This window comes from Curtobacterium sp. YR515 (genome assembly GCF_900113095.1).
Taxonomy (GTDB): domain Bacteria; phylum Actinomycetota; class Actinomycetes; order Actinomycetales; family Microbacteriaceae; genus Curtobacterium.
This window is the reverse complement of record NZ_FOOD01000005.1, coordinates 224645-249658: the sequence shown is the minus strand read 5'-3', so window position 1 is coordinate 249658 and position 25014 is coordinate 224645. Positions and strand designations below refer to the sequence as shown.

Here is a 25014-nt window from a genome sequence, read left to right as displayed (position 1 = left end):
CGCCCGTCCTCCGAACAGGAGAGACGGGCGTCGTCGCGTCCGGACGCTGCGCACGTGCTGTCCGGGACGCGACACACGCCGTCACGGCTGAACGGGTGTCACACCCGACGGGTACTCTCACTCGGAGTCGGGCTACCTCCGAACAGAAGGGCACCCATGATCGAGTTCCGCTCGGTGCGCAAGACCTACCCGGACGGCACCAACGCGGTCGACGACTTCAGCCTCGTCATCCCCTCGAGGACCACGACGGTCTTCGTCGGGTCGAGTGGCTGCGGCAAGACCACGCTGCTCCGGATGATCAACCGCATGGTCGACCCCAGCGCAGGTGCCGTCGAGATCGACGGGGAGGACGTCGCGGGCGTCGACCCGGTCAAGCTCCGCCGCAGCATCGGCTACGTGATGCAGAACGCCGGGCTGCTGCCGCACCGCAAGGTCGTCGACAACATCGCCACGGTGCCGCTGCTGACGGGGGTCCCGAAGGCCGATGCGCGCCAGCGCGCCCTCGAACTCATGGACACGGTCGGGCTCGACCGTGCCTTCGCGAACCGGTACCCCTCGCAGCTCTCCGGCGGACAGCAGCAGCGCGTCGGCGTCGCCCGCGGACTCGCGGTCGACCCGAACATCCTGCTCATGGACGAGCCCTTCGGTGCCGTCGACCCGCTCGTGCGGAACGACCTGCAGGACGAGCTCATCAGGCTCCAGCGCGAGCTCGGCAAGACCGTGGTCTTCGTCACGCACGACATCGACGAGGCCTTCAAGCTCGGCGACCAGGTCGTCATCCTCAAGAAGGGCGGCGAGATCGCCCAGCTCGGCACCCCCGCCGAGATCCTCGCCGAGCCCGCCGACGACTTCGTCGCGAACTTCATCGGCGCCGGTCGCGGCCGCCGTGCGCTCCGCGTCGAGCAGACGCCGACGGGGCCGATCGTCGTCGACGGTGAAGGACGTGCCGCCGGTGTGCTCACCGGTCCGGTGCAGGTCGTGGACGCGGCCGAGGCAGTGCCGCAGGACCAGCGGGGCGACGCGTGAACTGGGTCCTCGGCAACACGGACACGATCAGCGACAACCTGATCGCGCACGTCTGGCTGGCGATCCCGCCGATCGTCATCAGCTTCCTGCTGTCCGTCCCGATCGGCCTGCTCGTGTCGCGCCTGCGGAAGCGCAACGGCGTGGCCCGGGGGACGGCCTCGACGATCGTCGTCGTCGCGAGCCTCTTCTACACGATCCCGGCGCTGCCCCTCTTCCTGGTGCTGCCCGCGATCATCGGCACGAGCACCCTCGACCCGGTGAACGTCGTGATCGCGATGACCATCTTCGGCGTGGCCCTGATGGCCCGGTCCGCCGCCGACGCCATCGACGCGGTCGACCAGGACGTCGTGGGGGCGTCCGAGGCGCTCGGGTACTCGCCCGCACAGCGGTTCTTCAAGGTGGAGCTGCCGCTCGCCGGTCCGGTCCTCCTCGCGGGCATCCGGGTGGTGTCGGTGTCCACGATCAGCCTCATCACGGTCGGCGCGCTCATCGGCGTGCCGAACCTCGGGTTCCTGCTCACCGACGGCCTCAAGCGCGGCATCAGCGCCGAGATCCTCACGGGCATCGTCCTGACCATCGTGCTCGCGCTCGTGTTCGACGCGCTGCTCGTGGCCGTGGGTCGGCTCGCGATGCCGTGGACACGGGGGAGCGGCCGCAACGCCCGTGCCGTCCGACGCCGCGCCGCTGACGACGTCCGAGCGAACGAGGTCTCCGCATGAACCTCTTCGCCCAGGGCATCGCCTGGATCTTCGACCCGGCGAACAACGTCGGGTCCGACGCCGTCGGCGTCCGGCTCTGGGAGCACGTGTGGATCACGTTGCTCACGGTCGCCATCGCCGTCGCGATCGCCGTGCCGGTCGGCCTGCTGATCGGGCACACCGGCAAGGGACGCTCGATCGCGGTGGGCGTCTCCGGCGGCATCCGTGCGCTGCCGACCCTCGGCGTCCTGACGCTGCTGGCGCTGTCGATCGGCCTCGGACTCGGGGCGCCGCTCATCGCACTCGTCATCCTCGCGATCCCGTCGGTGCTCGCCGGCGCCTACTCCGGCGTCGAGGCGATCGACCGCGTCGTGATCGACGCCGCCAAGGCGCAGGGCATGACCGGGTGGCAGATCCTCGGCAAGGTCGAGATCCCGCTCGCCCTGCCGCTCATCGTCGGCGGCATCCGTGCCGCCGTGTTGCAGGTCGTCGCCACCGCGACCCTCGTCGGCTACATCAACGCCGGCGGACTCGGCGGCTACGCCTTCTCCGGCATCGCCAACTCGGACTACGCGGAGGTGCTCGGCGGTTCCCTCCTGGTGATCGCCCTCGCCATCGCGTTCGAGATCGTCTTCGCCGCGCTGCAGCGGCTCGCCGTCCCCGCGGGTGTCTCCGCCGGGTCGGCGCGTCTGTCGCGTCGGAGCACCCGCAGCTCAGCACCACGAGCATCAACCCCTGTGGAAGGAACCCACCCGTGATCACAGCAACGACCCGGCGTCTCGCCGCGACGATCGCCGTCGCGTCCGCGGCCGCCATCGCCCTCGCGGGCTGCTCATCGAGCGACCCGCTCTCCTCCGGCTCCGGCGGTGGGGACTCCAAGACCATCGTCGTCGGCTCGCAGGCGTACCCGTCGAACGAGATCATCGCCGAGCTCTACGCGCAGGAGCTCGAGCACGAGGGCTTCACCGTCACCAAGAAGCTCAACATCGGTCAGCGCAAGGCGTACTGGCCCGAGGTCGCGAAGGGGAGCATCAACGTCTTCCCGGAGTACAACGGCAACCTGCTCAACTACCTCCTGCAGGAGGACGGCAAGTCCACCACGACCGAGACGACGACGGACGGCATCAACACCGCGCTGAAGTCGGCCCTGCCGTCGGACGTCAAGGCGCTGCCGTCGGCCGACGCCTCGGACGCCGACACCTACACGGTGACCCAGGCGACGGCGGACAAGTACGGCTTGAAGTCCATCGCCGACCTCTCGAAGATCGGCGGGACGATCTCGATCGCCGCCAACCCGGAGTTCGCCACCGCCGCCTACGGTCCGAAGGGCCTCAAGGAGAAGTACGGCATCACCGGCGAGGTCAACCAGCAGAACGACTCCGGTGGCCCGCTCACGATCAAGGCGATCCAGGACGGTGACTCGCAGGTCGCGGACATCTACTCCGCCAGCGCCTCGATCAAGACCGAGAAGCTCGTCACGCTCGAGGACCCGGAGCACCTCGTGCCGGCGAACAACGTGACCCCGATCGTGTCGAAGGACCTCGACTCGAAGGCCGCGGACGCCATCGAGAAGGTGAACAAGCTCCTCACGACCGACGCGCTCATCGAGCTCAACCGTCAGAACTCGGTCGACCAGAAGTCGGCGGCCTCGGTCGCCAAGGCGTTCCTGCAGGACAACGACCTGCTGTAGCACCCAACCAGCACTGAACGACAGGTGTCGGGCAACTGCCCGGCACCTGTCGTCGTTCCGGGATCAGGTACCCGCACCGTTGTTCCGCACGGTTGTGCCGTGCAATCGCGCTGCACATCCGTGCACTGAGGGTTCTACAACTTGTCGAACCATGTGTCCGCGAGGTACCGTGTTCGTGTCCCAACGGTTGTGACAGCAGAAGTTCCCCTCCACAGGAAGCAACTGACGTGCACCAACAGCGCGCGGCGAACCGGCTCGGAAACGCCGCATGAACGACATCCTCGATCCGCTCCTCCTGTCGCGGTGGCAGTTCGGTCTGACGACGATCTACCACTTCCTCTTCGTCCCGTTGACGATCGGCATGGCCGTCGTCGTGGCCGTGTTCCAGACGGCCTGGTACCGGACGGGGCGCGCGCACTACCTCCAGCTGACCCGGTTCTTCGGGCGCATCTTCCTCATCAACTTCGCGATGGGCGTCGTGACGGGGATCGTGCAGGAGTTCCAGTTCGGCATGAACTGGTCGAACTACTCCCGGTTCGTCGGTGACGTGTTCGGCGCCCCGCTCGCGCTCGAGGGCATCCTCGCGTTCTTCTTCGAGGCGGCGTTCATCGGCATCTGGATCTTCGGCTGGGACCGCCTGCCGAAGGGCCTGCACCTCGCGAGCATCTGGTGCGTCAGCGCCGGCACGATCATGTCGGCGTACTTCATCATCGCCGCGAACGCGTTCATGCAGCACCCGGTCGGCTTCTCCATGAACGAGGCCAAGGGGCGTGCGGAGCTCACGGACATCTGGGCCGTGCTCGGCAACAAGGTCGCGCTGGCCGCCTTCCCGCACACCCTGTTCGCGTGCTTCATGGTCGCCGCCGCGGTGATCATCTCGGTCGCCGCGTACCACCTGGCGCGCAACCAGAACCTCGAGACGATGATGCCGGCGCTGAAGTTCGGCATGTGGACGATGTTGGCCGCGGGGGCGCTCACGGTGCTCACCGGCGACCAGCTCGGCCTCACGATGGTCGACACCCAGCCGATGAAGATGGCCGCTGCCGAGGCGCTGTACAACACCGCCACCGGCAAGGACGCCTCGTTCTCGATCTTCACGCTCGGCACCCCGGACGGCGTGCACGAGCTGTTCTCGATCCGTGTGCCGTACCTGCTCTCGTTCCTGTCGACGCACACCTTCAACGGCACGGTCGAGGGCATCAACGACCTGCAGGCGCAGTACTCGCAGGTCTACGGCCCCGGCGACTACAAGCCGATCATCTGGGTGACCTACTGGTCGTTCCGCTGGATGATCGCGCTCGGTGTCGGCGCGGTGCTGGTCTCGCTCGTCGGGCTCTGGCTGACCCGCAAGGGCCGGTTCCCGACCCAGCGGTGGGTCTGGCGCATCGCCACCTGGACCGTCCCGCTGCCGATGGCCGCGATGATCGTCGGCTGGATCTTCACCGAGATGGGCCGCCAGCCGTGGCTCGTGTTCGGGTTGCTCAAGACGAGCGACGGCGTCTCGCCGAACGTCACCGGGGTCGAGGTCCTCATCTCGCTCATCGTCTTCACGCTCATCTACGGCTCCCTGGCGGTGGTCGAGTTCCGGCTCATCAAGAAGGTCGCGCAAGAGGGCCCCGCCGCCCCGGCGGAGGTCGACGAGGAGACCGGCGAGGTCAAGCACGAAGTGACGGTCTACTGATGGATCTCCCCGTTCTCTGGTTCGCGATCGTCGGCGTCTTCTTCGTCGGCTACTTCGTCCTCGACGGCTTCGACTTCGGTGTCGGCATGTCCCTGCCGTTCCTCGGCAAGGACGACACCGACCGTCGGGTCCTGATCAACACGATCGGCCCGGTGTGGGACCTCAACGAGACCTGGGTCATCGTCGCGGGCGCCTGCCTGTTCGCGGCGTTCCCCGAGTGGTACGCCACGATGTTCTCCGGGTTCTACCTGGCGCTCCTGCTCATCCTCGCGGCGCTCATCGCCCGCGGCGTCTCGTTCGAGTACCGGCACCAGAACAAGCACCTCGAGTGGAAGCGCCGGTTCGACCTCATGATCATCGTCGGCAGCGCGGTGCCGTCGTTCCTCTGGGGCGTCGCGTTCGGCAACGTGGTCCGGGGCATCCCGATGGACGCCGGCCACAACTACACCGGCACGGTGTTCGACCTGCTCAACCCCTTCGCGTTGCTCACCGGCGTGGCGACGCTGCTGGTGTTCTTCACGCACGGCGTCGTCTTCGTCGCGCTGAAGACCGAGGGTGAGATCCGTGCGCGTGCGAAGCGCCTCGCGACCCGGGCGGGCGTGCTGACGATCGTCGTCGGCGCAGCGTTCCTGGTCTGGATGGCCTTCGTGCGGTCCACCCCGACGTCGATCGTCCTGTCGGTCGTCGCCGCGCTCGCCCTGGTCCTCGCGGTGCTCTGCACCGCCTGGGGCAAGGAGGGCCGGGCGTTCACGCTCATGGCGGTCACCATCGCCGCGATCGTCCTGGCGATGTTCACGGCGATCTTCCCGGACGTCATGCCCGCGACGAACGACCCGGCGAACAGCCTGAACGTCTACAACGCCTCGAGCGGCTCGTACACGCTCACGGTGATGAGCTGGGTGGCACTGATCTTCGTGCCCCTCGTGTTCGCCTACCAGGCGTGGACCTACTGGATCTTCCGCAAGCGCGTGTCCCGGGCCCACGTGACCCAGGCCGCGCACTAGGCGGCGACGGTGAAGCCGCTCGACCCGCGCCTGCTGCGGCTGTCGCGGACGGCCCGTGGCTTCATCGTCGCGGCCGCCGGCACGGGTGTCCTCCGCACGCTCGCGACCATCGCGATCGCGTGGGGGATCGCCGCGGCGGTGACCCTCGGCGTGGACGCCGTCCGTGACGGCAGCGTCCCGGACGCGTTCACCCCGGCGCTCGCGCTCCTCGGCACGGCGTTCGTCGTCCGGGCCGTGGCCGCCTGGGCCACCGACGACCTCGCCGCACGTGCGGCGGCGAAGGTGAAGAGCGAGCTGCGCGCGACCGTCCTGGCCCGGGCGGCCGAGCGCGGACCGTCGTGGCTCGCCGAGCGCTCGAGTGCGGCCTTCGCGACCACGCTCGGCCCCGGGCTCGACGCCCTCGATGCCTACTTCGGCCGGTACCTGCCGCAGCTGGCCCTCACCGCGATCGCCACGCCGATGCTCGTCGTCGCGATCGGGCTCGGCGACCTGACCAGCGGCCTGATCGTGCTCTGCGCCCTGCCCGTGATCCCGGTGTTCATGATCCTCATCGGCCTCGCGACGCAGGCGCTCCAGCGGAAGCAGTCGGACGCACTCGCGAAGCTCGGCGGTGCCTTCACCGAGGCGGTCGAGGGGCTGGCGACGCTCAAGGTCTTCGGCCGTGCCCGGCGCCAGGTCGGACGCATCGGCACCGTCACCGACGAGTACCGTCGTGGCACCGTCGGGGTCCTGCGGCTGTCGTTCGTGAGCGGGTTCGCGCTCGAGCTCGCCGCGAGCCTGTCCGTCGCGCTCGTCGCGGTGTCGATCGGCATCCGACTCGTCGACGACTCGCTCGGGCTCGGCGCCGCGATGTTCGTGCTCGTCCTCGCTCCGGAGGCCTTCGCCCCGATCCGCCAGGTCGGCGCCGACTTCCACGCGGCACAGGACGGCGTCGAGGCCTCGACCGCCGTGCTCGACGTCCTCGACGACACCACGGCGCCCGCGGCACGTCCCGGAGCCGTCCCCGCCGCCGACCACCTGGTGCTGGACCGACTCACCGTGCGCCGTCCCGACGTCGTGATCGGTCCGCTCGACCTCCGCGCCGGACCGGGCACGATCGTCGTCCTGGCCGGACCGAGCGGCTCCGGCAAGTCCAGTCTCATCGCCGCGGTCCGCGGTGCCCTGCCCCACGACGGCACGGTGACCGTGCCGGGCCCCGACGGCAGCACGGTCGCCGAGCGCACGACCTGGGCCGACCAGCGCCCACGACTCGTCCGCGGCACGATCGCCGAGAACGTCGCGCTCAGCGCGACCCCCGACGAGCCAGCGGTCCGCACCGCCCTGGGCGAGGCGGGGCTGGGACTCGACCCGCGCCTCCAGGTCGGTTCCGGCGGCAGCGGCCTGTCCGGCGGCCAGGCGCAGCGCGTCGCGGTGGCGCGCGCCCTGTACCGCGCGCGGCGGACGGGGACGCAGCTCGTGCTGCTCGACGAGCCGACCTCCGCGCTGGACGCCGACGCCGAGGCGCACGTCGTCCGCACGCTCCGCCGCCTCGCCGACGACGGGGCCGTCGTCGTGGTCGCGAGCCACCGGCCCGCGGTCGTCGCGGCGGCGGACGTCCGCGTCGACGTGCGGCCGGACGGCGCGGTCGCGGTCGCCCGAGTCGACGGGCGACCTGGTGACGCGGTCGCGGTCACCCGGGCGGACGGGGTGCGGGCATGACCCGGGAGGCGCGGCCCGCCTCCGTTCTGCGGCTCGCGATGCCGCACGGGGCCGGTTGGGCCAAGGCGGTCACGGCCGGTGCGCTCAGTGCGGTCTGCGCCGTGGCGCTCCTCGCCGCGAGCGGGTACCTCATCACGCGTGCGGCCGAGCACCCGCCGATCCTCTACCTGACGCTCGTGATGGTGGGCGTCCGCGCGTTCGCGCTCGGCCGTGCGGCGCTCCGGTACGTGGACCGCCTCGCCGGACACGACGCCTCGTTCCGGCAGCTCGCGGTCGTGCGCACCGAGATGTACCGCCGACTGTCGTCGATCGCTCCGGCGGGACTCGGCTCCACCGGTCGCGGCGACCTCCTCACGCGGCTCGTCACCGACACCGACCGGCTGCAGGACCTGCCCATCCGCGTCGTCGGTCCGCTCGTGTCCGCCGGCGTGGCCGCGCTGCTCTCCGTCGTCGCGGTCGCGCTCGTGTCGGTGCCGGCGGCGCTTGTGCTGCTCGTCGCCCTCGCCGTGGCCGCGCTGCTCGGGTCGGTCGTCACCCTCTCGATCGCACGGCGCTCCGACGAGCAGACGGCCGCGGAACGCGGGCACGTCGCCGACCTCGTGCTCGACACGGTGCGGACGCTCGACGTCTTCGCCGCATACGGCACGCTCGACGAACGGCTCGACCACATCGCCCGGCTCGATGCCCGGGTGACCGCGGCCGTGCGGCGCCGGGGGACGGTCGAGTCACTCGTCGGGGCCCTGGTCGGCCTCGTCGGCGGTGGCGCGGTCATCGGGATCCTGGCCGTCGGCGCCCCCGCGGTCGTCACCGGCGCGCTCGACGGACCGCTCTGGGCCCTCGCCGTGTTCGTGCCGCTCGCCCTGTTCGAGGTCGTCGGCGGGGTCCCGCTCGCGGTGCTGACGCTGCGCCGGGTCCGAGCCGCGGCCGACCGGGTGGAGCGGGTCGTCCCGGCGGAGGTGCCGGCCGGCATCGTCCCGGAGCCGGACGCGGACGCCGATCCCGCCTCGCTCGTGGTCGACGGGCCCGTCGCCGTCTCGCTGCGCGACGTGACGGTGCGCTGGCCCGGTGCCGCGGCGGCCGCCGTCGACCGGGTGTCGATGGACCTCCGACCCGGCGAGGTCGTCGTGCTCGAGGGACCGAGCGGCGCGGGCAAGTCGACGCTCGTGGACGCGCTCGTCCGGTTCGTCGACCACGAGGGCTCGTACACGCTCGACGGGGTCGAGGCGAAGGACATGCACCCCGACGCCGTCCGCGCCCGCGTCGGGCTGATCGAGCAGGACCCGTTCGTGTTCGACCAGTCCGTGCGGCAGAACCTGCTGTTCGCCCGCGACACCGCGACCGACGAGGACCTGCTCGCCGTGCTCGACCGGGTCGGGCTCGGGTCGTGGGTGCAGCGACGCGGTGGACTCGACGCGGGCGTGGGGGAGCGCGGTGCCCTGGTGTCCGGCGGGCAGGCGCACCGGCTCGCGCTCGCCCGGGCGCTCCTGCACGCGTTCCCGGTGCTCGTGCTCGACGAGCCGACGGCCGACATCGACCCCGACCTCGGCGACACCGTGCTGCGCGACCTCGTCGGGGCCGCGCGGCAGGACGGCAGGACGGTCGTCGTCGTGTCGCACGTGCCGGTGGCGGCGGACCTCGTCGACCGGACGCTGCGGATGCGCGACGGGCGGCTCGCTGCGGTGTGAGCCGAGCACCGGTCGGCGGTGGGTCGACTCCGGTGCGGTGATCCGTTCCTCCAGGCTTATATCCTTGATGACCGGAGCGCGTCCGACGGACGTGATCCGTGCCTCCAGACTGAATGAGAGTTCCGTGACCACCGAGCCGTACCCCGAGGACCCGAACGCCTACGACTTCCGTCGTCTGCAGGAGAAGTGGCAGCCGCGCTGGGAGGAGCTCGGGCTCTTCACGACCGACCTCGACGACACGCGTCCGCGGAAGTACATCCTCGAGATGTTCCCGTACCCGTCCGGCGACCTGCACATGGGGCATGCCGAGAACTGGGCGCTCGGCGACTTCGTGGCGCGGTACTGGCGGCAGCAGGGCTTCAACGTGCTGCACCCGATCGGCTGGGACTCGTTCGGGCTGCCGGCCGAGAACGCGGCGATCAAGCGCGGGGTCGACCCGAAGGACTGGACCTACGCGAACATCGAGCAGCAGAAGGCGTCGTTCAAGCGCTACGCGCCGTCGTTCGACTGGACCACCGAGATCCACACCTCGGACCCCGAGTACTACAAGTGGAACCAGTGGCTGTTCCTGAAGATGTACGAGAAGGGGCTGGCCTACCGCAAGGACAGCTGGGTCAACTGGGACCCGGTGGACCAGACCGTCCTCGCGAACGAGCAGGTGCTGCCGGACGGCACCTCGGACCGCTCCGGTGCGGTCGTCGTCAAGAAGAAGCTGACGCAGTGGTACTTCAAGATCACCGAGTACGCGGACCGGCTGCTCGACGACCTCAACCAGCTCGAGGGCCGGTGGCCGGCGAAGGTCATCGCGCAGCAGCGGAACTGGATCGGCCGCTCGGTCGGCGCGGACGTCGACTTCGTGATCGAGGGCCGCGACGAGCCCGTCACGGTGTTCACCACGCGTCCGGACACGATCCACGGGGTGACGTTCCTCGTGGTGGCGCCGGATTCGGACCTGGCTGCTGCGCTGGTGGCTGACGCATCCGTGTCGGACGACGTCCGGGCTGCGTTCGACGCATACCTCGTCGCCACGCAGAAGACGTCGGAGATCGACCGGCAGAACGCCGACCGCCCGAAGACCGGTGTGCCGCTCGGTCGCTTCGCGATCCACCCGCTGACGGGGGAGCGCCTGCCGATCTGGGCCGCCGACTACGTGCTGGCCGACTACGGTCACGGCGCGGTCATGGCCGTCCCGGCGCACGACCAGCGCGACCTCGACTTCGCGCGGGCGTTCCACCTGCCGGTGAAGGTCGTCGTCGACACGAACGCCGCGGTGACCGGGGCGATCCCGGTGATCCCCGAGGGTGCCTCGCTCGAGGACCTGCCCGCGCTCGACCCGGTGTCGACGGGTGAGGCCCTGACCGGCACCGGTCGGATGATCAACTCCGGCCCGCTCGACGGCATGTCCAAGCAGCACGCGATCACCGCGGCGATCTCCCTGCTCGAGGAGCGCGGCACCGGCCGTGCAGCCAAGACCTACCGCCTGCGCGACTGGCTCATCTCGCGCCAGCGCTTCTGGGGCACCCCGATCCCGATCATCCACGGCGCCGACGGCACCGAGCACCCGGTGCCGATGGACCAGCTGCCCGTCCGGCTGCCCGACACCGAGGGGCTCGACCTCAAGCCGAAGGGCACCTCGCCGCTCGGTGGCGCGACCGACTGGGTGAACGTGCCGAACCCGGTGGACGGCACCCCCGCGCTCCGCGACACCGACACGATGGACACCTTCGTCGACTCCTCGTGGTACTTCCTGCGTTTCCTGGCGGCGAACGACGACACGCAGGCGTTCGACCCCGCGGTTGCACGCAAGTGGGCCCCGGTCGACCAGTACATCGGCGGCATCGAGCACGCGATCCTGCACCTGCTGTACGCGCGGTTCGTGACCAAGGTGCTGTTCGACCTCGGCTACCTCGACTTCACCGAGCCGTTCTCGGCGCTGCTCAACCAGGGCATGGTGCTGTCCGGCGGCTCGAAGATGTCGAAGTCGAAGGGTGGCGTCTCGCTCGGTGACGAGCTCGACGCGAACGGTGTCGACGCGATCCGCCTGGTGATGGGCTTCGCCGGGCCTCCAGAGGACGACATCAACTGGGAGGACGTCTCCCCGTCCGCCTCGGCCCGCTTCCTCGCCCGTGCCTACCGGCTGGCGCTCGACGTCACGTCGTCGCCGGACGTCGTGTGGGCGGACGGCGACCGCGCCCTGCGGCAGGTCACGCACCGGTTCCTGGCCGATGCGCCGGGGATGATGGAGTCGTTCAAGTTCAACGTCGTGATCGCGCGGCTCATGGACCTGGTGAACGTCACCCGCAAGGCGATCGACAACGGTCCGGGCGCGGCTGACCCCGCCGTCCGCGAGGCCGTCGAGACCATCGCGCTCGGCCTGAGCGTCTTCGCGCCGTACACCGGCGAGGAGATGTGGGAGAAGCTGGGCTACGAGGCCACCGTCGCCACGTACGGCTGGCGGAAGGCCGACCCGACGCTGCTCGTGCAGGAGTCGCTGACCGCGGTCGTGCAGGTCAACGGCAAGGTGCGGGACTCGTTCGAGGTGTCGAAGTCGATCGAGCCGTCGGAGCTGGAGGCGCTCGCACGGGCGTCGGCGAACGTCCAGCGGTACATCGGGGACCGCGAGATCGTGAAGGTGATCGTGCGGGCGCCGAAGCTCGTGAACATCGCGATCAAGGGGTAGCGCGCCGTTCGTCCTCCACAGGTGTGGCGGGCGGACGGTCGTCCACCGATCGTCGTTGCGGGGTCCGGCCGGGTGGTCGGGCTCCGTAGCGTGCGGGTATGTCGTCTGGTGATGGTGGAGCCACGGGACCGTCCGGCGGGGCTGGGGCGGTGTCGGCGGGTGGGTCTGCGCGGTCGTGGGCCGCTGGGCTGGCGTTGTCGCCGCGGACGGCGGTCCTGCTGGCGGGGCTCGTCGTCCTGGTCGCCGGGGTCGTGGTGGCGGTCGGGTCGTGGTCGGGTGCGTCATCGTCGGCGGGCGGTGCGGGCAACGGTCCGCTGTCGGTGGCGGGCGCTCCGTCGGCGGTGCCGTCCCGTTCTCCGGGTGGGGGTCCTCCGTCCTCGTCGGCAGCCCAGCTCGTGGTCGTGCACGTCGTCGGGGCGGTGGCACGTCCGGGCGTCGTGACGCTGCCCGGGGGCAGCCGTGTGTCCGACGCGGTCGAGCGGGCCGGGAGTGCTCGTGACGACGCGGACCTGGCTCGGCTGAATCTCGCGCGGGTGCTGGTGGACGGCGAGCGGTTGTACGTGCCGACGGTGGGGGAGACGGACATCCCGGCAGCGCTTGAGGGTTCGGGCGGGAGCGGTGGCGGCGGTGCTGGAGCCGGGTCGGATGGTGCCGGTGGTGGTGCCGGGTCTGCCGTCGATGCCGTCGTCGACCTCAACACGGCCGATCAGACCCTGCTCGAGACCCTGCCCGGGATCGGGCCGTCGCTCGCGGGCCGGATCCTCGCGTGGCGCGACGAGCACGGACGGTTCGCCGCCGTCGAGGACCTGCTCGACGTCAGCGGCATCGGTGACGTCCGGTTCGCGGAGCTCCGCGACCGCGTGCGGGTCTGATCGGGGCCGGCGGTGGCGGTCGACCTCGCTCCCGGCGTGCGGGACCTGCGAGTGGCCGGTCCCGCGACGGCTGCGTGGGTGTGCGCGGCGGTGCTGGTCGGGATATCGGGCAGCGCAGGGTGGTTCGGGCTCGTCGGCGCGGCCGTCGCGTGCGGCGGCATCGCATGGCTGGTGGTCGGCTGTCCGCGGCGGGCGCTGGGCGTCGTGGGGCTCGTGGTGGCGTCGGCCGCGTTCTGCACCACGGTGGCGGTCGCCGTGGTGGTCGGCGACGATCGGCGGAGCCCTGCCGTCCTCCACGGTGTCCGGACGGCCGCCGTCGAGGTCGTGCTCGACCGGGACCTCGCGCCGGGTGACAGGTCGGTCGTCGGGACCCTGGTGGCTGCGGAGGGAGTCGTCGGGCTGCGTGTGCCGATTCGGGTCGTCCCCACGGCGCGCGGCGCGGGCGGGGCTGCCGCCGCGGGGAGTCGGGTGCGCGGGGTGGCCACGCTCGAAGCGGACGAGCCGGGGAGCTCGACGTCGTTCGTGGTGTTCCTGCGCGGTGAGGTCCGGACCGAGCCGCCGACGGGACTCCTCGCGGCCACCGATCGGGCACGCCGAGCGTTCGTGTCCGCGAGCGCGACCCTGCCGGAACCCGGAGCCTCGTTGTTGCGCGGTCTGGCGATCGGCGACCGGAGCGGACTCGACCCCGCGACCGAGGCCGCGATGGAGACCTCGGCGCTCACCCACCTGACCGCCGTGTCCGGCGCGAACTGCGCGGTGATCGTGGGACTCGTGGTCGTGCTGGGGCGGGTCGTCCGCCTCCCGCGAGCAGGTCGGGCGGTGGTGGCGGTCGCGCTCCTGCTGGCGTTCGTGGTGCTGGTCCGTCCGGACCCCTCGATCGTGCGGGCGACGGTGATGGCGGTGGTCGTGCTCGTGGTGCACCTCGCGGGACGTCCGGTGCGTGGGGTCCCGTTGATCGCCCTCGCCGTGGTCGGGATGCTCGTCGTCGACCCCTGGTACGCCCGGTCGTTCGCGTTCGCCCTGTCGGTGCTCGCGACGAGTGGGATCGTGGTCCTCGGTCCGCCGTTGACGGCGCTGTTCGCACGACGGATGTGGACGCCGGTGGCGGCAGCGCTGGCGATCCCCGTCGCGGCGCAGCTCGCCTGCTGGCCGGTCACGATCCCGTTGTCGGCCACGTTCCCGACCTACGCTGTCCCGGCGAACCTGCTGACCGAGCCGCTCGCGCCGATCGTCACGGTGATCGGGCTCGCCGCGTGCCTGACCGCGCCGCTGTGGCCGTGGGGCGGTTCGGTGCTCGCCGCGGTGGCGTGGGCGCCCGCCAGCGCGATCGGAGGCGTCGCGCACGGAGCGGCTGCGCTCCCGTACGCCGCAGCGCCCTGGCCAGCCGGCGTGCTCGGGGTGGTCGGCGCCGCCGTCGTGAGCGCCTCGGTCGCGGCGGCGGTCCTTGCGCCCCGAGCGGTCCGCTTCCGCCTGCTCCTCGCCGTGTGCACGGTCGCAGCGGTCGGGATCGTGTCCGTCGCCGTGCCACGACTCGTCGTGCGCGCGGGGCTGCCCGGCGACTGGGCCGTCGCCGCGTGCGACGTGGGACAGGGCGACGCGGTGCTCGTCCGCGGCGGGAGCGGCACCGCACTGGTGGACGTCGGCGACGATCCGGAGCGACTCAGCGCCTGCCTGGACCTCCTCGGCGTCGACCGGGTCGATCTGCTCGTGCTGACGCACTTCGACCGGGACCACGTCGGTGCGGTCGCGTCGGTCGCGGACCGCGTGACGACCGCGCTCGTCGGGCCGACGGGTCGGGCTGAGGACGAGCGCGTCCTCCGGTCGCTCGTCGACGCGGGCATCGACGTCCGGACGGCCGACGACACGACGTCGGGCACGCTCGGGCCGCTCCGGTGGCGGGTGCTGTGGCCGCGGTCGGGCGCGCGGGACGCCGGCAACGACGCGAGTCTGGTCCTCCGCACGGAACCCGGGTCGGGCTGCACGTCGTGTGTCAGCGGGCTGTTCCTCGGAGACCTGGGGGAGACCGCGCAGCGACGGCTCCGCGGTGTCCTGGCGACCCAGGCCGACACCGGGGCGCAGGCCCTGCCCGGGACCACGATCGAGGTCGTGAAGGTGGCGCACCACGGTTCGGCCGACCAGGATCCGGTGCTCTACCGCGAGACCGCGGCCGCGGTGGGGCTCATCGGCGTCGGTGCGGACAACACGTACGGCCACCCGACCCGCTCGGCGCTGGACGTGCTCTCGGCCGCGGGCACCCGCGCGTACCGGACCGACCAGCAGGGGACCGTGGTCGTCGGACGGGACGGACCCGACGCCTTCCGGGTGTGGACGGAGCGTTCGGCGTCAGCGGTCGCCCGTAGGATCGAGGCATGGCCGCCAAGAAGCCCGTCCGCGCCGCAGCGAAGATCGACCAGGTGCCCTGGTCGGGCATCCGCCCTGCGCCGGTGGTGCTCGTCACGGGGCCCGAGACCTTCCTCGCCGAGCGAGCGAGCAGCGTCCTGCGCGACCTGCTCCTGGGCGAGGACCCCGCGCTCGAGGTGCACGACCTCGAAGCCGACCAGTACGCTCCCGGCCTCCTCGCCACCCTCGCGAGTCCGTCCCTGTTCGGCGAGCCCCGGTTGGTCCGGGTCACCAACGTCGAGAAGTGCACCGACGCGTTCATCACCGAGACCATCTCGTACCTCGGTGCCCCGGCGGACGACGTCACGCTCGTGCTGCGCCACGGTGGGGGAGTGCGCGGCAAGAAGCTGCTCGACACGATCCGCAGCGGTGTCGGCGGGGGCGTCGAGGTGCAGTGCGACGAGCTCAAGCGCGAGACCGACCGGATCGACTTCGTCACGGCGGAGTTCCGCGCTGCCCGACGGAAGATCGCGCCCTCGGCGGTGCGCACCCTCGTCGCGGCGTTCGCGGACGACCTGGCCGAGCTCGCGGCCGCGTGCCGGCAGCTCCTCGCGGACGAAGCCGCCGAGATCACGGACAAGGTCGTCGACAAGTACTACGGCGGTCGCGTCGAGACGAACGCGTTCAAGGTCGCCGACATCGCACTCGCCGGCCGTTCGGCTCCGGCGATCGTCGAGTTGCGGCACGCGCTCTCCACGGGCGAGGCTCCGGTGCCGATCGTGGCGGCGTTCGCGTCGAAGATCCGCACGATGGCGAAGGTCAGTGCCTTCCGCGGGCCGAGCGGTCAGGCCGCCTCGGCGCTCGGCATGGCGCCGTGGCAGGTACAGCGGGCACAGCGTGACGTCGCGGGGTGGAGCGAGTCCGGGCTCGCGAACGCGATCATCAGCATCGCCGAGGCCGACACCGCGGTGAAGGGTGGCTCGCGCGACGCGCACTACGCGCTCGAGGTCATGGTCCGCACCATCGCCCGGCGCGGCGAGGCGCGCTGAGGCGAGCCGCGCCTCCCGAACTGCGCACGCGACGCGACGCGACTCGGACGGCACCGCACGCGAGTTGCGACGTTCTGCGTGTCGATCGACGCGCAGCATGTCGAACCGCGCGTGTCACGCCGCCCCGCGCCCCGCGCCCCGCGCCGCCCGCCGCGCGTGCCCCACGCACGCAAACAGGCCCCGCACCGAACGGTGCGGGGCCTGCTCGACCAGAAGGGTCAGTGCGTCAGAGCGACGCGACCTTCTTCGCGATGGCCGACTTGCGGTTCGCGGCCTGGTTCTTGTGGATGACGCCCTTGCTCACGGCCTTGTCGAGCTTCTTCGACGCGAGGGTCAGGGCCGCGACGGCCTTGTCCTTGTCGCCGGCGACGACGGCCTCGTTCGTGTGACGGATGACCGTCTTGAGCTCCGAACGATAGGCCTTGTTGCGCTCCTGGGCCTTGAGGTTGGTCTTGATGCGCTTCATCTGCGACTTGATGTTCGCCATGCGTGTTGCTCCTTGATCGTCTCTACGGGTGGTCGCGACCGCTGGGTAGAGGGGCCCTTGGTCGCATCGCGTTCCACCCGTGGGCGGGGAACGCGGAAGCCAGCCACCAACATTACCAGGCCGGAGCGTCTGGACCAAAGCACCGAAACGCCGAAACCGTGCCGCAACAACCGTTCGCTACCGTGACGAGCATGCCATCGCTCGCGCCCCGCATCGAGACCGTCCCCGCCTCCGGCATCCGCCGCGTGTTCGAGCAAGCCGCCCGCATGCAGGCCGAGCAGACGGACCAGGCGACCGGGACGGACATCGCGATGCTCGTCATCGGCGAACCCGACGTGCCCGTCGCAGCGCACATCGGCGAGGCCGCCCGACGCGCCTGGAGCGAGGACCGCACCGACTACACCCCGAACGGCGGCATCGCCCCGCTGCGGGAGGCCATCCGCGACAAGCTCCGCCGAGAGAACCGGATCGAGGTCGACGTCGAGCAGATCTGGATGACGATCGGCGCGACGCAGGCGCTCTTCCAGGCGATGACCCTCGTGCTGAGCCCCGGCGATGAGGTCCTCGTGCCGGACCCCGGCTACACGACCTTCACGATGAACGCCCACATCATCGGAGCCACCCCGGTGCCGTACCGGCTCGAGCCGCAGCACGGGTTCGAGCCGGACCTGCAGGCCCTCGAGGCGAGCATCACCGAGCGGACCCGCGCCCTCGTCGTGAACTCGCCCTCGAACCCGCTCGGCTCGGTGTTCGGCGAGCAGACCCTCCGCGACCTGCTCGCCCTGGCGAAGCGGCACGACCTCTGGGTGATCAGCGACGAGGTCTACGAGTACTTCACCTACGGCACGCGCCACGTCAGCCTGGCGAGCCTCGACGAGGACGACCGCGTCTTCACCGCCTTCTCGCTGAGCAAGACCTACGCGATGACGGGCGTCCGTGTCGGGTACCTCGTCACGCCGAAGGGGCTCGGCCCGACGATGCGGACGACCCAGGAGGCGATGATCAGCTGCGTCGCCGAACCCGACCAGTGGGCGGCCCTCGCGGCGATCGTGGGGGACCACTCCGCCGTGCAGGACGCCCGCGAGCACTACCGCGCCAACCTCGGCGTCGCGAAGGAGGTGCTCGACGCCGCCGGCATCCACTACCTCGACCCGCGGGGCGCCTTCTACCTGTGGATCGACATGTCCCACGCCTCGCAGGGCGACGTCGCGGAGTGGGCGCTCGGGTTCCTCCAGCGGGAGCGGGTCGCCGTGGCGCCGGGGAGCGGGTTCGGGCGGACCGGCGAGGGCTGGATCCGCGTCTGCCTCGCGGCGACGCCCGCGGACCTGCGCCGCGGACTGGGTGCGCTGCCGGCGCCGGAGCACGCCGTGGTCTGACGGGACGTGCGCGCCGCCGCCGCGCGGACGTGGGACAATCGTTCGACCGTCCGACCCACCCCGAGGAACCGTGAGCCCACAAGCATCCGCGCCGCTCGAGCCCGCCTCGACCCCGGCCGACGCGATCCGCAACTTCTGCATCATCGCGCACATCGACCACGGCAAGTCCACGCTGGCCGACCGCATGCTGCAGATCACCGGCATCGTCGAGGACCGCGCCATGCGTGCGCAGTACCTCGACCGCATGGACATCGAGCGCGAGCGCGGCATCACGATCAAGTCCCAGGCGGTGCGCATGCCGTGGGAGCTCGACGGGCAGACGTACGCCCTCAACATGATCGACACGCCCGGTCACGTGGACTTCTCGTACGAGGTGTCCCGGTCGCTCGCGGCGTGCGAGGGAGCGATCCTCCTGGTCGACGCGGCGCAGGGCATCGAGGCCCAGACGCTCGCCAACCTCTACCTGGCGCTCGAGAACGACCTCGAGATCATCCCGGTCCTCAACAAGATCGACCTGCCGGCGGCCGAGCCGGAGAAGTACGCGGCCGAGCTCGCGCAGCTCATCGGCGGCTCGCCCGACGACGTCCTGCGCGTGTCCGGCAAGACCGGCGTGGGCGTGGCCGAACTGCTCGACCGGGTCGTCGGCTCCGTGCCGGCCCCCGTGGGCGACGTGGACGCTCCGCCCCGCGCGATGATCTTCGACTCGGTCTACGACAGCTACCGCGGCGTCGTGACCTACGTGCGGATGGTGGACGGCACGATCCACCCGCGCGAGAAGGTCCAGATGATGTCGACCAAGTCGACGCACGAGATCCTCGAGATCGGCGTGTCCGCGCCCGAGCCGAAGCCGACGAAGGGCCTCTCCGTCGGCGAGGTCGGGTACCTCATCACCGGGGTGAAGGACGTCCGCCAGTCGAAGGTCGGCGACACGGTCACGACGGCGCAGAAGCCCGCGACCGAGGCGCTGGCCGGGTACACCGACCCGAAGCCGATGGTGTTCTCGGGCCTGTACCCGATCGACGGCTCGGACTACCCCGACCTCCGCGAGGCGCTCGACAAGCTCAAGCTGTCCGACGCCGCCCTCGTGTACGAGCCGGAGACGTCGGTGGCGCTCGGCTTCGGCTTCCGCTGCGGCTTCCTCGGCCTGCTCCACCTCGAGATCATCACCGAGCGCCTCAGCCGCGAGTTCGGGCTCGACCTCATCACCACGGCCCCGAGCGTGATCTACGAGGTCACGAACGAGGACAACACCGTGACCGAGGTCACGAACCCGTCCGAGTTCCCCGGCGGTCGCATCGTCGAGGTCCGCGAGCCGATGGTCCGTGCGGCCATCCTCGCGCCGAAGGACTACGTGGGCGCGATCATGGAGCTGTGCCAGTCGCGCCGCGGGTCGCTGCTCGGCATGGAGTACCTCGGCGAGGACCGCGTCGAGATCCGGTACGAGATGCCCCTCGGCGAGATCGTCTTCGACTTCTTCGACCAGCTGAAGAGCAAGACCCAGGGCTACGCATCGCTCGACTACGAGCCCACGGGGGACCAGGCGGCCGACCTCGTGAAGGTCGACATCCTGCTCCAGGGCGAGCAGGTCGACGCGTTCAGCGCGATCGTGCACCGCGACAAGGCGTACGCCTACGGCACGCTGATGACCGAGCGCCTGCGCAAGCTCATCCCGCGCCAGCAGTTCGAGGTCCCGATCCAGGCCGCCATCGGCGCCCGGATCATCGCCCGCGAGAGCATCCGGGCGATGCGCAAGGACGTCCTCGCGAAGTGCTACGGCGGTGACATCACCCGCAAGCGCAAGCTCCTCGAGAAGCAGAAGGAGGGCAAGAAGCGCATGAAGATGGTGGGTCGTGTCGAGGTCCCGCAGGAAGCCTTCATCGCGGCGCTCTCCGGCGACGTCGAAGAGAAGAAGAAGTAGCGGAGCGCGTCAGACGCGTCGGGCGCGAGCCCGCAACGCTGCCAGGCCCAGTGCCGGGAGGCTCGCCGCGGCCAGTCCTGCGAGTGCGGTCCGCAGGATGACGAGTCCGGCAGCCGTGTCGTAGTCGGCCTGCGCCGCCGCGGCGAACCCGGCCACCACCGACCCGACCACCATCGCCAGCGTGCAGAACCCGAGCACGTAGGGCAGCCGGCGTGCCGAGTGTCGGCGCACCGCGAGCACGAGCGTCACCCCGAACAGGAGCACTCCCGCTCCGGCGCTGCACGCCCCGAACGCGGCGATGGCGTTCGCGGTGTCGAACACGTCGACGTCCCCCGGCGGCGTCGTGACGTACCGGGAGGGAGCACCGAGGCCGGCCGTCGCCCACTCGACCGCGGCCCGTGCCGTCGCCGCCAGTCCGAACGCCGCGAGCGTCAGGACGGCGAACGCGGCCGTCGTGCGGTCGACGGACCGCGCGCGAGCAAGGGGGGAGCGGGGCACGCACCCACGATAGGGGCGAGTCGGACGGGTGTCGGGCCTCCAGTTCGGGGCGCGCGGAAAGCGGACCGCCGGTTGCGCACCCGAGGACGACTCGGTTCGATCCGGGGGACGAGTCCCCAGTACAGTGGCCGCATGAGTACCCGCGGGAGCTACCGGACCGCCCTGACGTACGGAGCCGTGGGTGCGACCCAGGCGCCGGACCTCATGACGTACCCGCCGGAGGGGTTCGCCCCGTCCGAGTCGCGCTCCCGGATCGGCCACGGCGACCAGCGCTTCGAGACCGCGGTGACCCAGGCCCTGACCTGGCAGATCCAGGAGCGCAGCGGGATCCGCGTGCACGTCGAGGAACAGCCCGACGACGACGAGGTCCGCTACAACCCGGTGACCTTCGACGAGGACGGCGTGCCGATCGCCCCGGCCTCGATCGGGACGCCCCGGGTGGAGAAGTTCGCCCCGGACGGCACGCCGCTCGTGACGGCGGGGACGAGCGCGACGCTGACGATGCACGCGTTCGGCCAGACGGTGCAGGCGCCGGTCCGGGTCGTCTCGATCATCGACGAGACCGACCGCAAGGGCTTCGCGTACGGCACGCTCGAGGGGCACCCGCTCTCGGGCGAAGAGTCCTTCGTCGTCGAACGGACCCCGGACGGCTCGGTGTGGTTGCAGATCCGGCAGTTCTCGCAGCCGTCGAGCCGGAAGTGGCAGTTCGTGGCCCCGTTGCTCCGCCGCCAGCAGCGCGTGATGGCGCAGAAGTACCTCGAAGCGCTCCGCGGCGACTAGGTCTGCTCGGCTAGGAGCCCTCGCCGACCGGGCGGAGCGGCGGCAGCGCCGCGATGGCGTCCTCGATCAGCGACGCGTCGTCGACGCAGTTCCGGGCGATCGTCACGGCACCCGTGGCGCGGAGCGCTTCGACGTCGAACACCCCGGTCGCCACCGCGAGGAACGGGATCCCGACGGCCTCGGCTGCCTCGCCGTCCCGCGGGGTGTCCCCGACGATGACGGCCCGGGTGCCCGCGAGGGCCTCGGCAGCACGCGCGGTCACCCCGCTGCGCTCGACCTCGGCATCGCCGAAGTACGAGTGCTCCCAGTCGAACGCGTCCACGTCGAACCCGGCGCCCTGCAGCTTCACGCGGGCGCGGTAGGGGGAGTTGCCGGTCAGCAGTCCGTTGCGCCAGCCGAGCTCGGCGAACCGTCGGACGAGGGCGATCGCGCCCGGCGCCGGGCTCCGGTGGTCGCCGGACACGTGCCGTTCCTCGGTCAGGTCGTGCAGGTGGCGGCTCACGGTGGGGATGAGGGAGTCGTCCAGGTCGTGGGCCCGGACGTGCTCGGCGATGAGCCCGGCGTCGGTGCGGCCGTGCTGGTGCCCGACGCGGAGGACGAGGTCGCGACCCACTGCCCGCTCGAGCGCGAGGTGGTAGAGGTTGCCCGGCGAGGAGGCGTTCATCACGAGGGTGCCGTCGATGTCCCACAGCACCGTGGTGGGGACGGGGTGGTGCTCCATGTCTCCATCATGACGGACAATGGAGTCCATGCCGAGTGCTCTTCCGATCGCCGATCCCGCACCAGCGGACGGGCTGCTCTCGCCCGCGGCGTCCGCGGGTGACGTCCCGTTCGGCGTGTACGTGCACGTGCCGTTCTGCCGCGTGCGGTGCGGCTACTGCGACTTCAACACCTACACGGCGTCCGAGCTGCGCGGGGTCCGGCGGGACGACTACGCCGGGCACGCCGTGCAGGAGATCCGCTTCGCGGCGGACGTCCTCGACCGCTCCGGCGTCCCGCGGCGCCCGGTGTCGACGGTGTTCTTCGGCGGGGGGACGCCGACGATGCTGCCGGCGTCCGACCTCGTGATGATCCTGCGGGCGATCGACGACACCTGGGGCATCCTGCCCGGGGCCGAGGTGACGACCGAGGCGAACCCGGACTCCGTCGACGAGTCGTCACTGGCGACGCTGCGCGCCGGTGGGTTCACTCGCGTGAGCTACGGCATGCAGTCCGCGGTGCCGCACGTGCTCGCGACGCTCGACCGGACGCACGACCCCGAGCGCGTGCCGCTCGTCGTGGACGCCGCGAAGCAGCAGGGGCTCGACGTCTCGCTCGACCTCATCTACTCGACGCCGGGCGAGTCCCTCGACGACTGGCGCACCTCGCTCGACGCGGCCCTGGCGTGTGCGCCCGACCACGTCTCGGCGTACTCGCTCATCGTCGAGGACGGCACCGCGATGGGCCGGATGGTCGCACGCGGCGAACTGCCGGCGCCGGACGACGACCTCGCGGCGGACATGTACGAGCTGGCCGACCAGGTCCTCGGCGACGCCGGGTACTCCTGGTACGAGGTCTCGAACTGGTCCCGCGGCGACCAGCACGCGAGCCGGCACAACCTGTCCTACTGGAAGGGCCACGACTGGTGGGGCGTCGGCCCGGGCGCGCACTCCGCGGTCGCCGGCACCCGCTGGTGGAACGTGAAGCACCCGGCCGCGTACGCGAACCGGGTGCTGCAGGGCGAGTCGCCCGCGGCCGGCCGCGAGACCCTCGACGACGAGACCCGGTACGTCGAGCGCGTGCTGCTCGCCGCCCGGGTCCGCGGTGAGCTGGCGACGAGCGAGCTGGGCCAGGAGGCACGGGGCCGCGTCGCCGGTCTCATCGCACGTGGTCTCGTGGACGGGTCGGCCGCGGTGCGGGGACGGATCGAGTTGACCCTGCGGGGTCGCCTGCTCGCGGACGCGGTGGTCCACGAGCTGCTCGACTGAGCTACTGCTTGATGAACTCGATCGAGAGCGGGTAGCGGTAGAACTGCCCGCGGTTGGCGGCGACGGCGGCCATGATCCCGAAGATGATCGTCAGGATCCCGATCACCGGCAGGAGCACCGCGCCGATCAGCACGATGGTCAAGAGGCCCGCGGCGACGTAGGCGATCGCCATCGTGATGTGGAAGTTCAGCGCCACGCGCGTGTGCTCGCGGATGAAGCCGCCGCGATCGCGCAGGACGAGGTAGGCCACGAGCGGCGCGACGAAGTTGAAGAAGATCCCGCCGATGTGCGTGAGCGTGGCCCAGAGGCGCTGGTCCTCGGGCGACATCGGCTGGGGCGGCTGGTACCCGCCCGGGAACTGGGGGCCACCGGGCTGCTGTCCGTAGGTCATGGCGGAAGCGTACTGGCAGGCGTGTGGAGAAGTCCCGGTCCGTCGGTGGTCGGGCGTAGGATCAGCAGTCGACACGTCCGAGTGCCAGATCGAGTGGAAGGGGTCCGGGTGGTCAGCGAACGCAGCCTCGAGGTCCTCAAGGCCATCGTGCGGGACTACGTCGCGTCGCGCGAGCCGGTCGGTTCGAAGACGATCGTCGAGCGGCACGCCTTCGGGGTCAGCGCCGCCACCATCCGGAACGACATGGCCCAGCTCGAGGACGAGCAGCTCATCGCGGCACCGCACACCTCGTCCGGTCGCGTCCCCACCGACAAGGGGTACCGCGTCTTCGTCGACCACCTCGCCGGCGCGCGGCCGCTGTCCAGTGCCCAGCGGCACGCGATCGAGACGTTCCTCGGGGCGCCGAACGACCTCGACGAGGTCCTCGGCCGCACGGTCCGGCTGCTCAGCCAACTCACGAACCAGGTCGCCCTCGTGCAGTACCCCTCGATGGTGCGCGCGCGTGTCCAGCACATCGAGCTCGTCCGCCTCGGCGACAACCGCCTGATGGTCGTGCTCATCACCGACACCGCCCGGGTCGAGCAGCGCGTCGTCGAGACCGACGTGGCGCTCGACGAGGGCTCGCTCACCGAACTCCGCACGGTGGTGAACGGCGCCAGCGTCGGGCTGCTGCTGCAGGACGTCTCGACGGCGCTCCGCGCGGTGCCGCAGCAGATCCGCCCCGACGCCCAACCGCTCGCCGGGGTCGTCGTCGCGACCCTCATCGAGCAGGTCGCCGCCAACCGGCAGGACCGCCTGGTGATGGCCGGTGCGGCGAACCTCGCCAAGAGCGAGCAGGACTTCTCGGGCGGGCTCTTCCCCGTGCTCGAGGCGATCGAGGAACAGGTGACCCTGCTCCGCCTGTTCGGTGAGATGCAGATCGACGACGGCGTCGCGGCTCGCATCGGCGTCGAGAACGCCGAGTACGGGCTCGACGCGACGAGCATCGTCGCCGGCGGGTACCTGGCCGGCGGCGAACTCGCCCGGCTCGGCGTGCTCGGGCCGACCCGGATGGACTACGGCACGAACATGGCCGCCGTGCGCGCCGTCGCACGGTACCTGTCCAAACTCCTGGGTGAACATTGACCAGGTGCCCACGCGCCTGAGCGAGCCGGTCCCGACGGGGCGACCCGCG

The 25014-nt window shown here is 71.1% G+C and carries 20 protein-coding genes and 1 pseudogene; 17 read left to right on the top strand and 4 right to left on the bottom strand.

Going from position 1 to position 25014, the window contains the following annotated elements; genetic code table 11:
- Window positions 1-156: 156 nt before the first annotated feature.
- The 12 genes and pseudogenes from BM028_RS15380 (at window position 157) to holA (ending at window position 16423) form a co-directional block, all read left to right on the top strand.
- Window positions 157-1026: an ABC transporter ATP-binding protein gene (locus BM028_RS15380; protein WP_092387602.1), complete on the top strand. Its 870-nt coding sequence runs from the start codon at window positions 157-159 to the stop codon at window positions 1024-1026.
- A complete protein-coding gene (locus tag BM028_RS15375) occupies window positions 1023-1745 on the top strand; it encodes an ABC transporter permease (protein WP_070418672.1) in 723 nt (240 codons plus the stop codon). Before BM028_RS15380 ends, BM028_RS15375 begins: the two co-directional genes overlap by 4 nt.
- The gene (locus tag BM028_RS15370) at window positions 1742-2482 is read left to right on the top strand and encodes an ABC transporter permease (RefSeq protein WP_070418673.1); all 741 of its coding nucleotides are present in this window, start codon (window positions 1742-1744) and stop codon (window positions 2480-2482) included. Before BM028_RS15375 ends, BM028_RS15370 begins: the two co-directional genes overlap by 4 nt.
- Window positions 2479-3414, top strand: a complete 936-nt coding sequence (locus tag BM028_RS15365) for an ABC transporter substrate-binding protein (protein WP_070418674.1) — start codon at window positions 2479-2481, stop codon at window positions 3412-3414. Before BM028_RS15370 ends, BM028_RS15365 begins: the two co-directional genes overlap by 4 nt.
- A gap of 268 nt (window positions 3415-3682) precedes the next feature.
- Window positions 3683-5095, top strand: a complete 1413-nt coding sequence (locus BM028_RS15360) for a cytochrome ubiquinol oxidase subunit I (protein WP_070418675.1) — start codon at window positions 3683-3685, stop codon at window positions 5093-5095.
- Complete coding sequence (gene cydB / locus BM028_RS15355) at window positions 5095-6099, top strand: cytochrome d ubiquinol oxidase subunit II (RefSeq protein WP_070418676.1); 1005 nt, start codon at window positions 5095-5097, stop codon at window positions 6097-6099. The genes BM028_RS15360 and cydB overlap by 1 nt, the downstream gene beginning before the upstream one ends.
- A 9-nt stretch (window positions 6100-6108) precedes the next feature.
- Window positions 6109-7797 carry a thiol reductant ABC exporter subunit CydD gene (gene cydD, locus BM028_RS15350; RefSeq protein WP_092387600.1) on the top strand — a complete coding sequence of 563 codons (1689 nt, stop codon included), beginning with the start codon at window positions 6109-6111 and terminating at the stop codon, window positions 7795-7797.
- Window positions 7794-9482: a thiol reductant ABC exporter subunit CydC gene (gene cydC, locus BM028_RS15345; RefSeq protein ID WP_092387598.1), complete on the top strand. Its 1689-nt coding sequence runs from the start codon at window positions 7794-7796 to the stop codon at window positions 9480-9482. Before cydD ends, cydC begins: the two co-directional genes overlap by 4 nt.
- A gap of 67 nt (window positions 9483-9549) precedes the next feature.
- Window positions 9550-12162 carry a leucine--tRNA ligase gene (gene leuS, locus BM028_RS15340; protein ID WP_441294446.1) on the top strand — a complete coding sequence of 871 codons (2613 nt, stop codon included), beginning with the start codon at window positions 9550-9552 and terminating at the stop codon, window positions 12160-12162.
- A gap of 194 nt (window positions 12163-12356) precedes the next feature.
- Complete coding sequence (locus BM028_RS15335; RefSeq protein ID WP_254789624.1) at window positions 12357-13034, top strand: ComEA family DNA-binding protein; 678 nt, start codon at window positions 12357-12359, stop codon at window positions 13032-13034.
- A gap of 12 nt (window positions 13035-13046) precedes the next feature.
- Window positions 13047-14822 (top strand): annotated as a pseudogene (locus tag BM028_RS18905) (ComEC/Rec2 family competence protein); the annotation flags it as partial.
- A 581-nt stretch (window positions 14823-15403) separates the two neighbouring features.
- Complete coding sequence (gene holA / locus BM028_RS15325; protein ID WP_071294815.1) at window positions 15404-16423, top strand: DNA polymerase III subunit delta; 1020 nt, start codon at window positions 15404-15406, stop codon at window positions 16421-16423.
- A 226-nt stretch (window positions 16424-16649) separates the two neighbouring features.
- On the opposite strand, the gene rpsT is transcribed toward holA, so the two are convergent.
- Window positions 16650-16910: a 30S ribosomal protein S20 gene (gene rpsT, locus BM028_RS15320; RefSeq protein WP_070418682.1), complete on the bottom strand. Its 261-nt coding sequence runs from the start codon at window positions 16908-16910 to the stop codon at window positions 16650-16652.
- A gap of 191 nt (window positions 16911-17101) precedes the next feature.
- Here rpsT and BM028_RS15315 point away from each other — a divergent pair, with 191 nt between their 5' ends.
- Window positions 17102-18286 carry a pyridoxal phosphate-dependent aminotransferase gene (locus BM028_RS15315; RefSeq protein ID WP_092387844.1) on the top strand — a complete coding sequence of 395 codons (1185 nt, stop codon included), beginning with the start codon at window positions 17102-17104 and terminating at the stop codon, window positions 18284-18286.
- Window positions 18287-18356: 70 nt separating this feature from the next.
- Entirely contained in the window at window positions 18357-20204 is a 1848-nt protein-coding gene (lepA, locus tag BM028_RS15310) for a translation elongation factor 4 (protein WP_071294816.1), read from the top strand.
- Window positions 20205-20213: 9 nt separating this feature from the next.
- On the opposite strand, the gene BM028_RS15305 is transcribed toward lepA, so the two are convergent.
- A complete protein-coding gene (locus tag BM028_RS15305; protein ID WP_071294817.1) occupies window positions 20214-20702 on the bottom strand; it encodes a hypothetical protein in 489 nt (162 codons plus the stop codon).
- A 132-nt stretch (window positions 20703-20834) separates the two neighbouring features.
- Here BM028_RS15305 and BM028_RS15300 point away from each other — a divergent pair, with 132 nt between their 5' ends.
- Complete coding sequence (locus tag BM028_RS15300) at window positions 20835-21482, top strand: DUF1990 family protein (RefSeq protein ID WP_070418685.1); 648 nt, start codon at window positions 20835-20837, stop codon at window positions 21480-21482.
- 10 nt (window positions 21483-21492) lie between these two features.
- On the opposite strand, the gene BM028_RS15295 is transcribed toward BM028_RS15300, so the two are convergent.
- Window positions 21493-22203 (bottom strand): HAD family hydrolase, encoded by a 711-nt coding sequence (locus BM028_RS15295; RefSeq protein WP_175496096.1) that lies wholly within the window; start codon window positions 22201-22203, stop codon window positions 21493-21495.
- Window positions 22204-22231: 28 nt separating this feature from the next.
- Between BM028_RS15295 and hemW the strand changes: the two genes are divergently transcribed.
- Entirely contained in the window at window positions 22232-23449 is a 1218-nt protein-coding gene (gene hemW, locus BM028_RS15290; RefSeq protein ID WP_092387591.1) for a radical SAM family heme chaperone HemW, read from the top strand.
- A gap of 1 nt (window position 23450) precedes the next feature.
- On the opposite strand, the gene BM028_RS15285 is transcribed toward hemW, so the two are convergent.
- Window positions 23451-23840, bottom strand: coding sequence for a DUF4870 domain-containing protein (locus BM028_RS15285; RefSeq protein ID WP_070418687.1), 390 nt, complete (start codon window positions 23838-23840; stop codon window positions 23451-23453).
- A 108-nt stretch (window positions 23841-23948) separates the two neighbouring features.
- On the opposite strand from BM028_RS15285, the gene hrcA reads away from it, so the two are divergent.
- The gene (gene hrcA, locus BM028_RS15280; protein ID WP_071301979.1) at window positions 23949-24965 is read left to right on the top strand and encodes a heat-inducible transcriptional repressor HrcA; all 1017 of its coding nucleotides are present in this window, start codon (window positions 23949-23951) and stop codon (window positions 24963-24965) included.
- The last annotated feature ends 49 nt before the right edge of the window (window positions 24966-25014 follow it).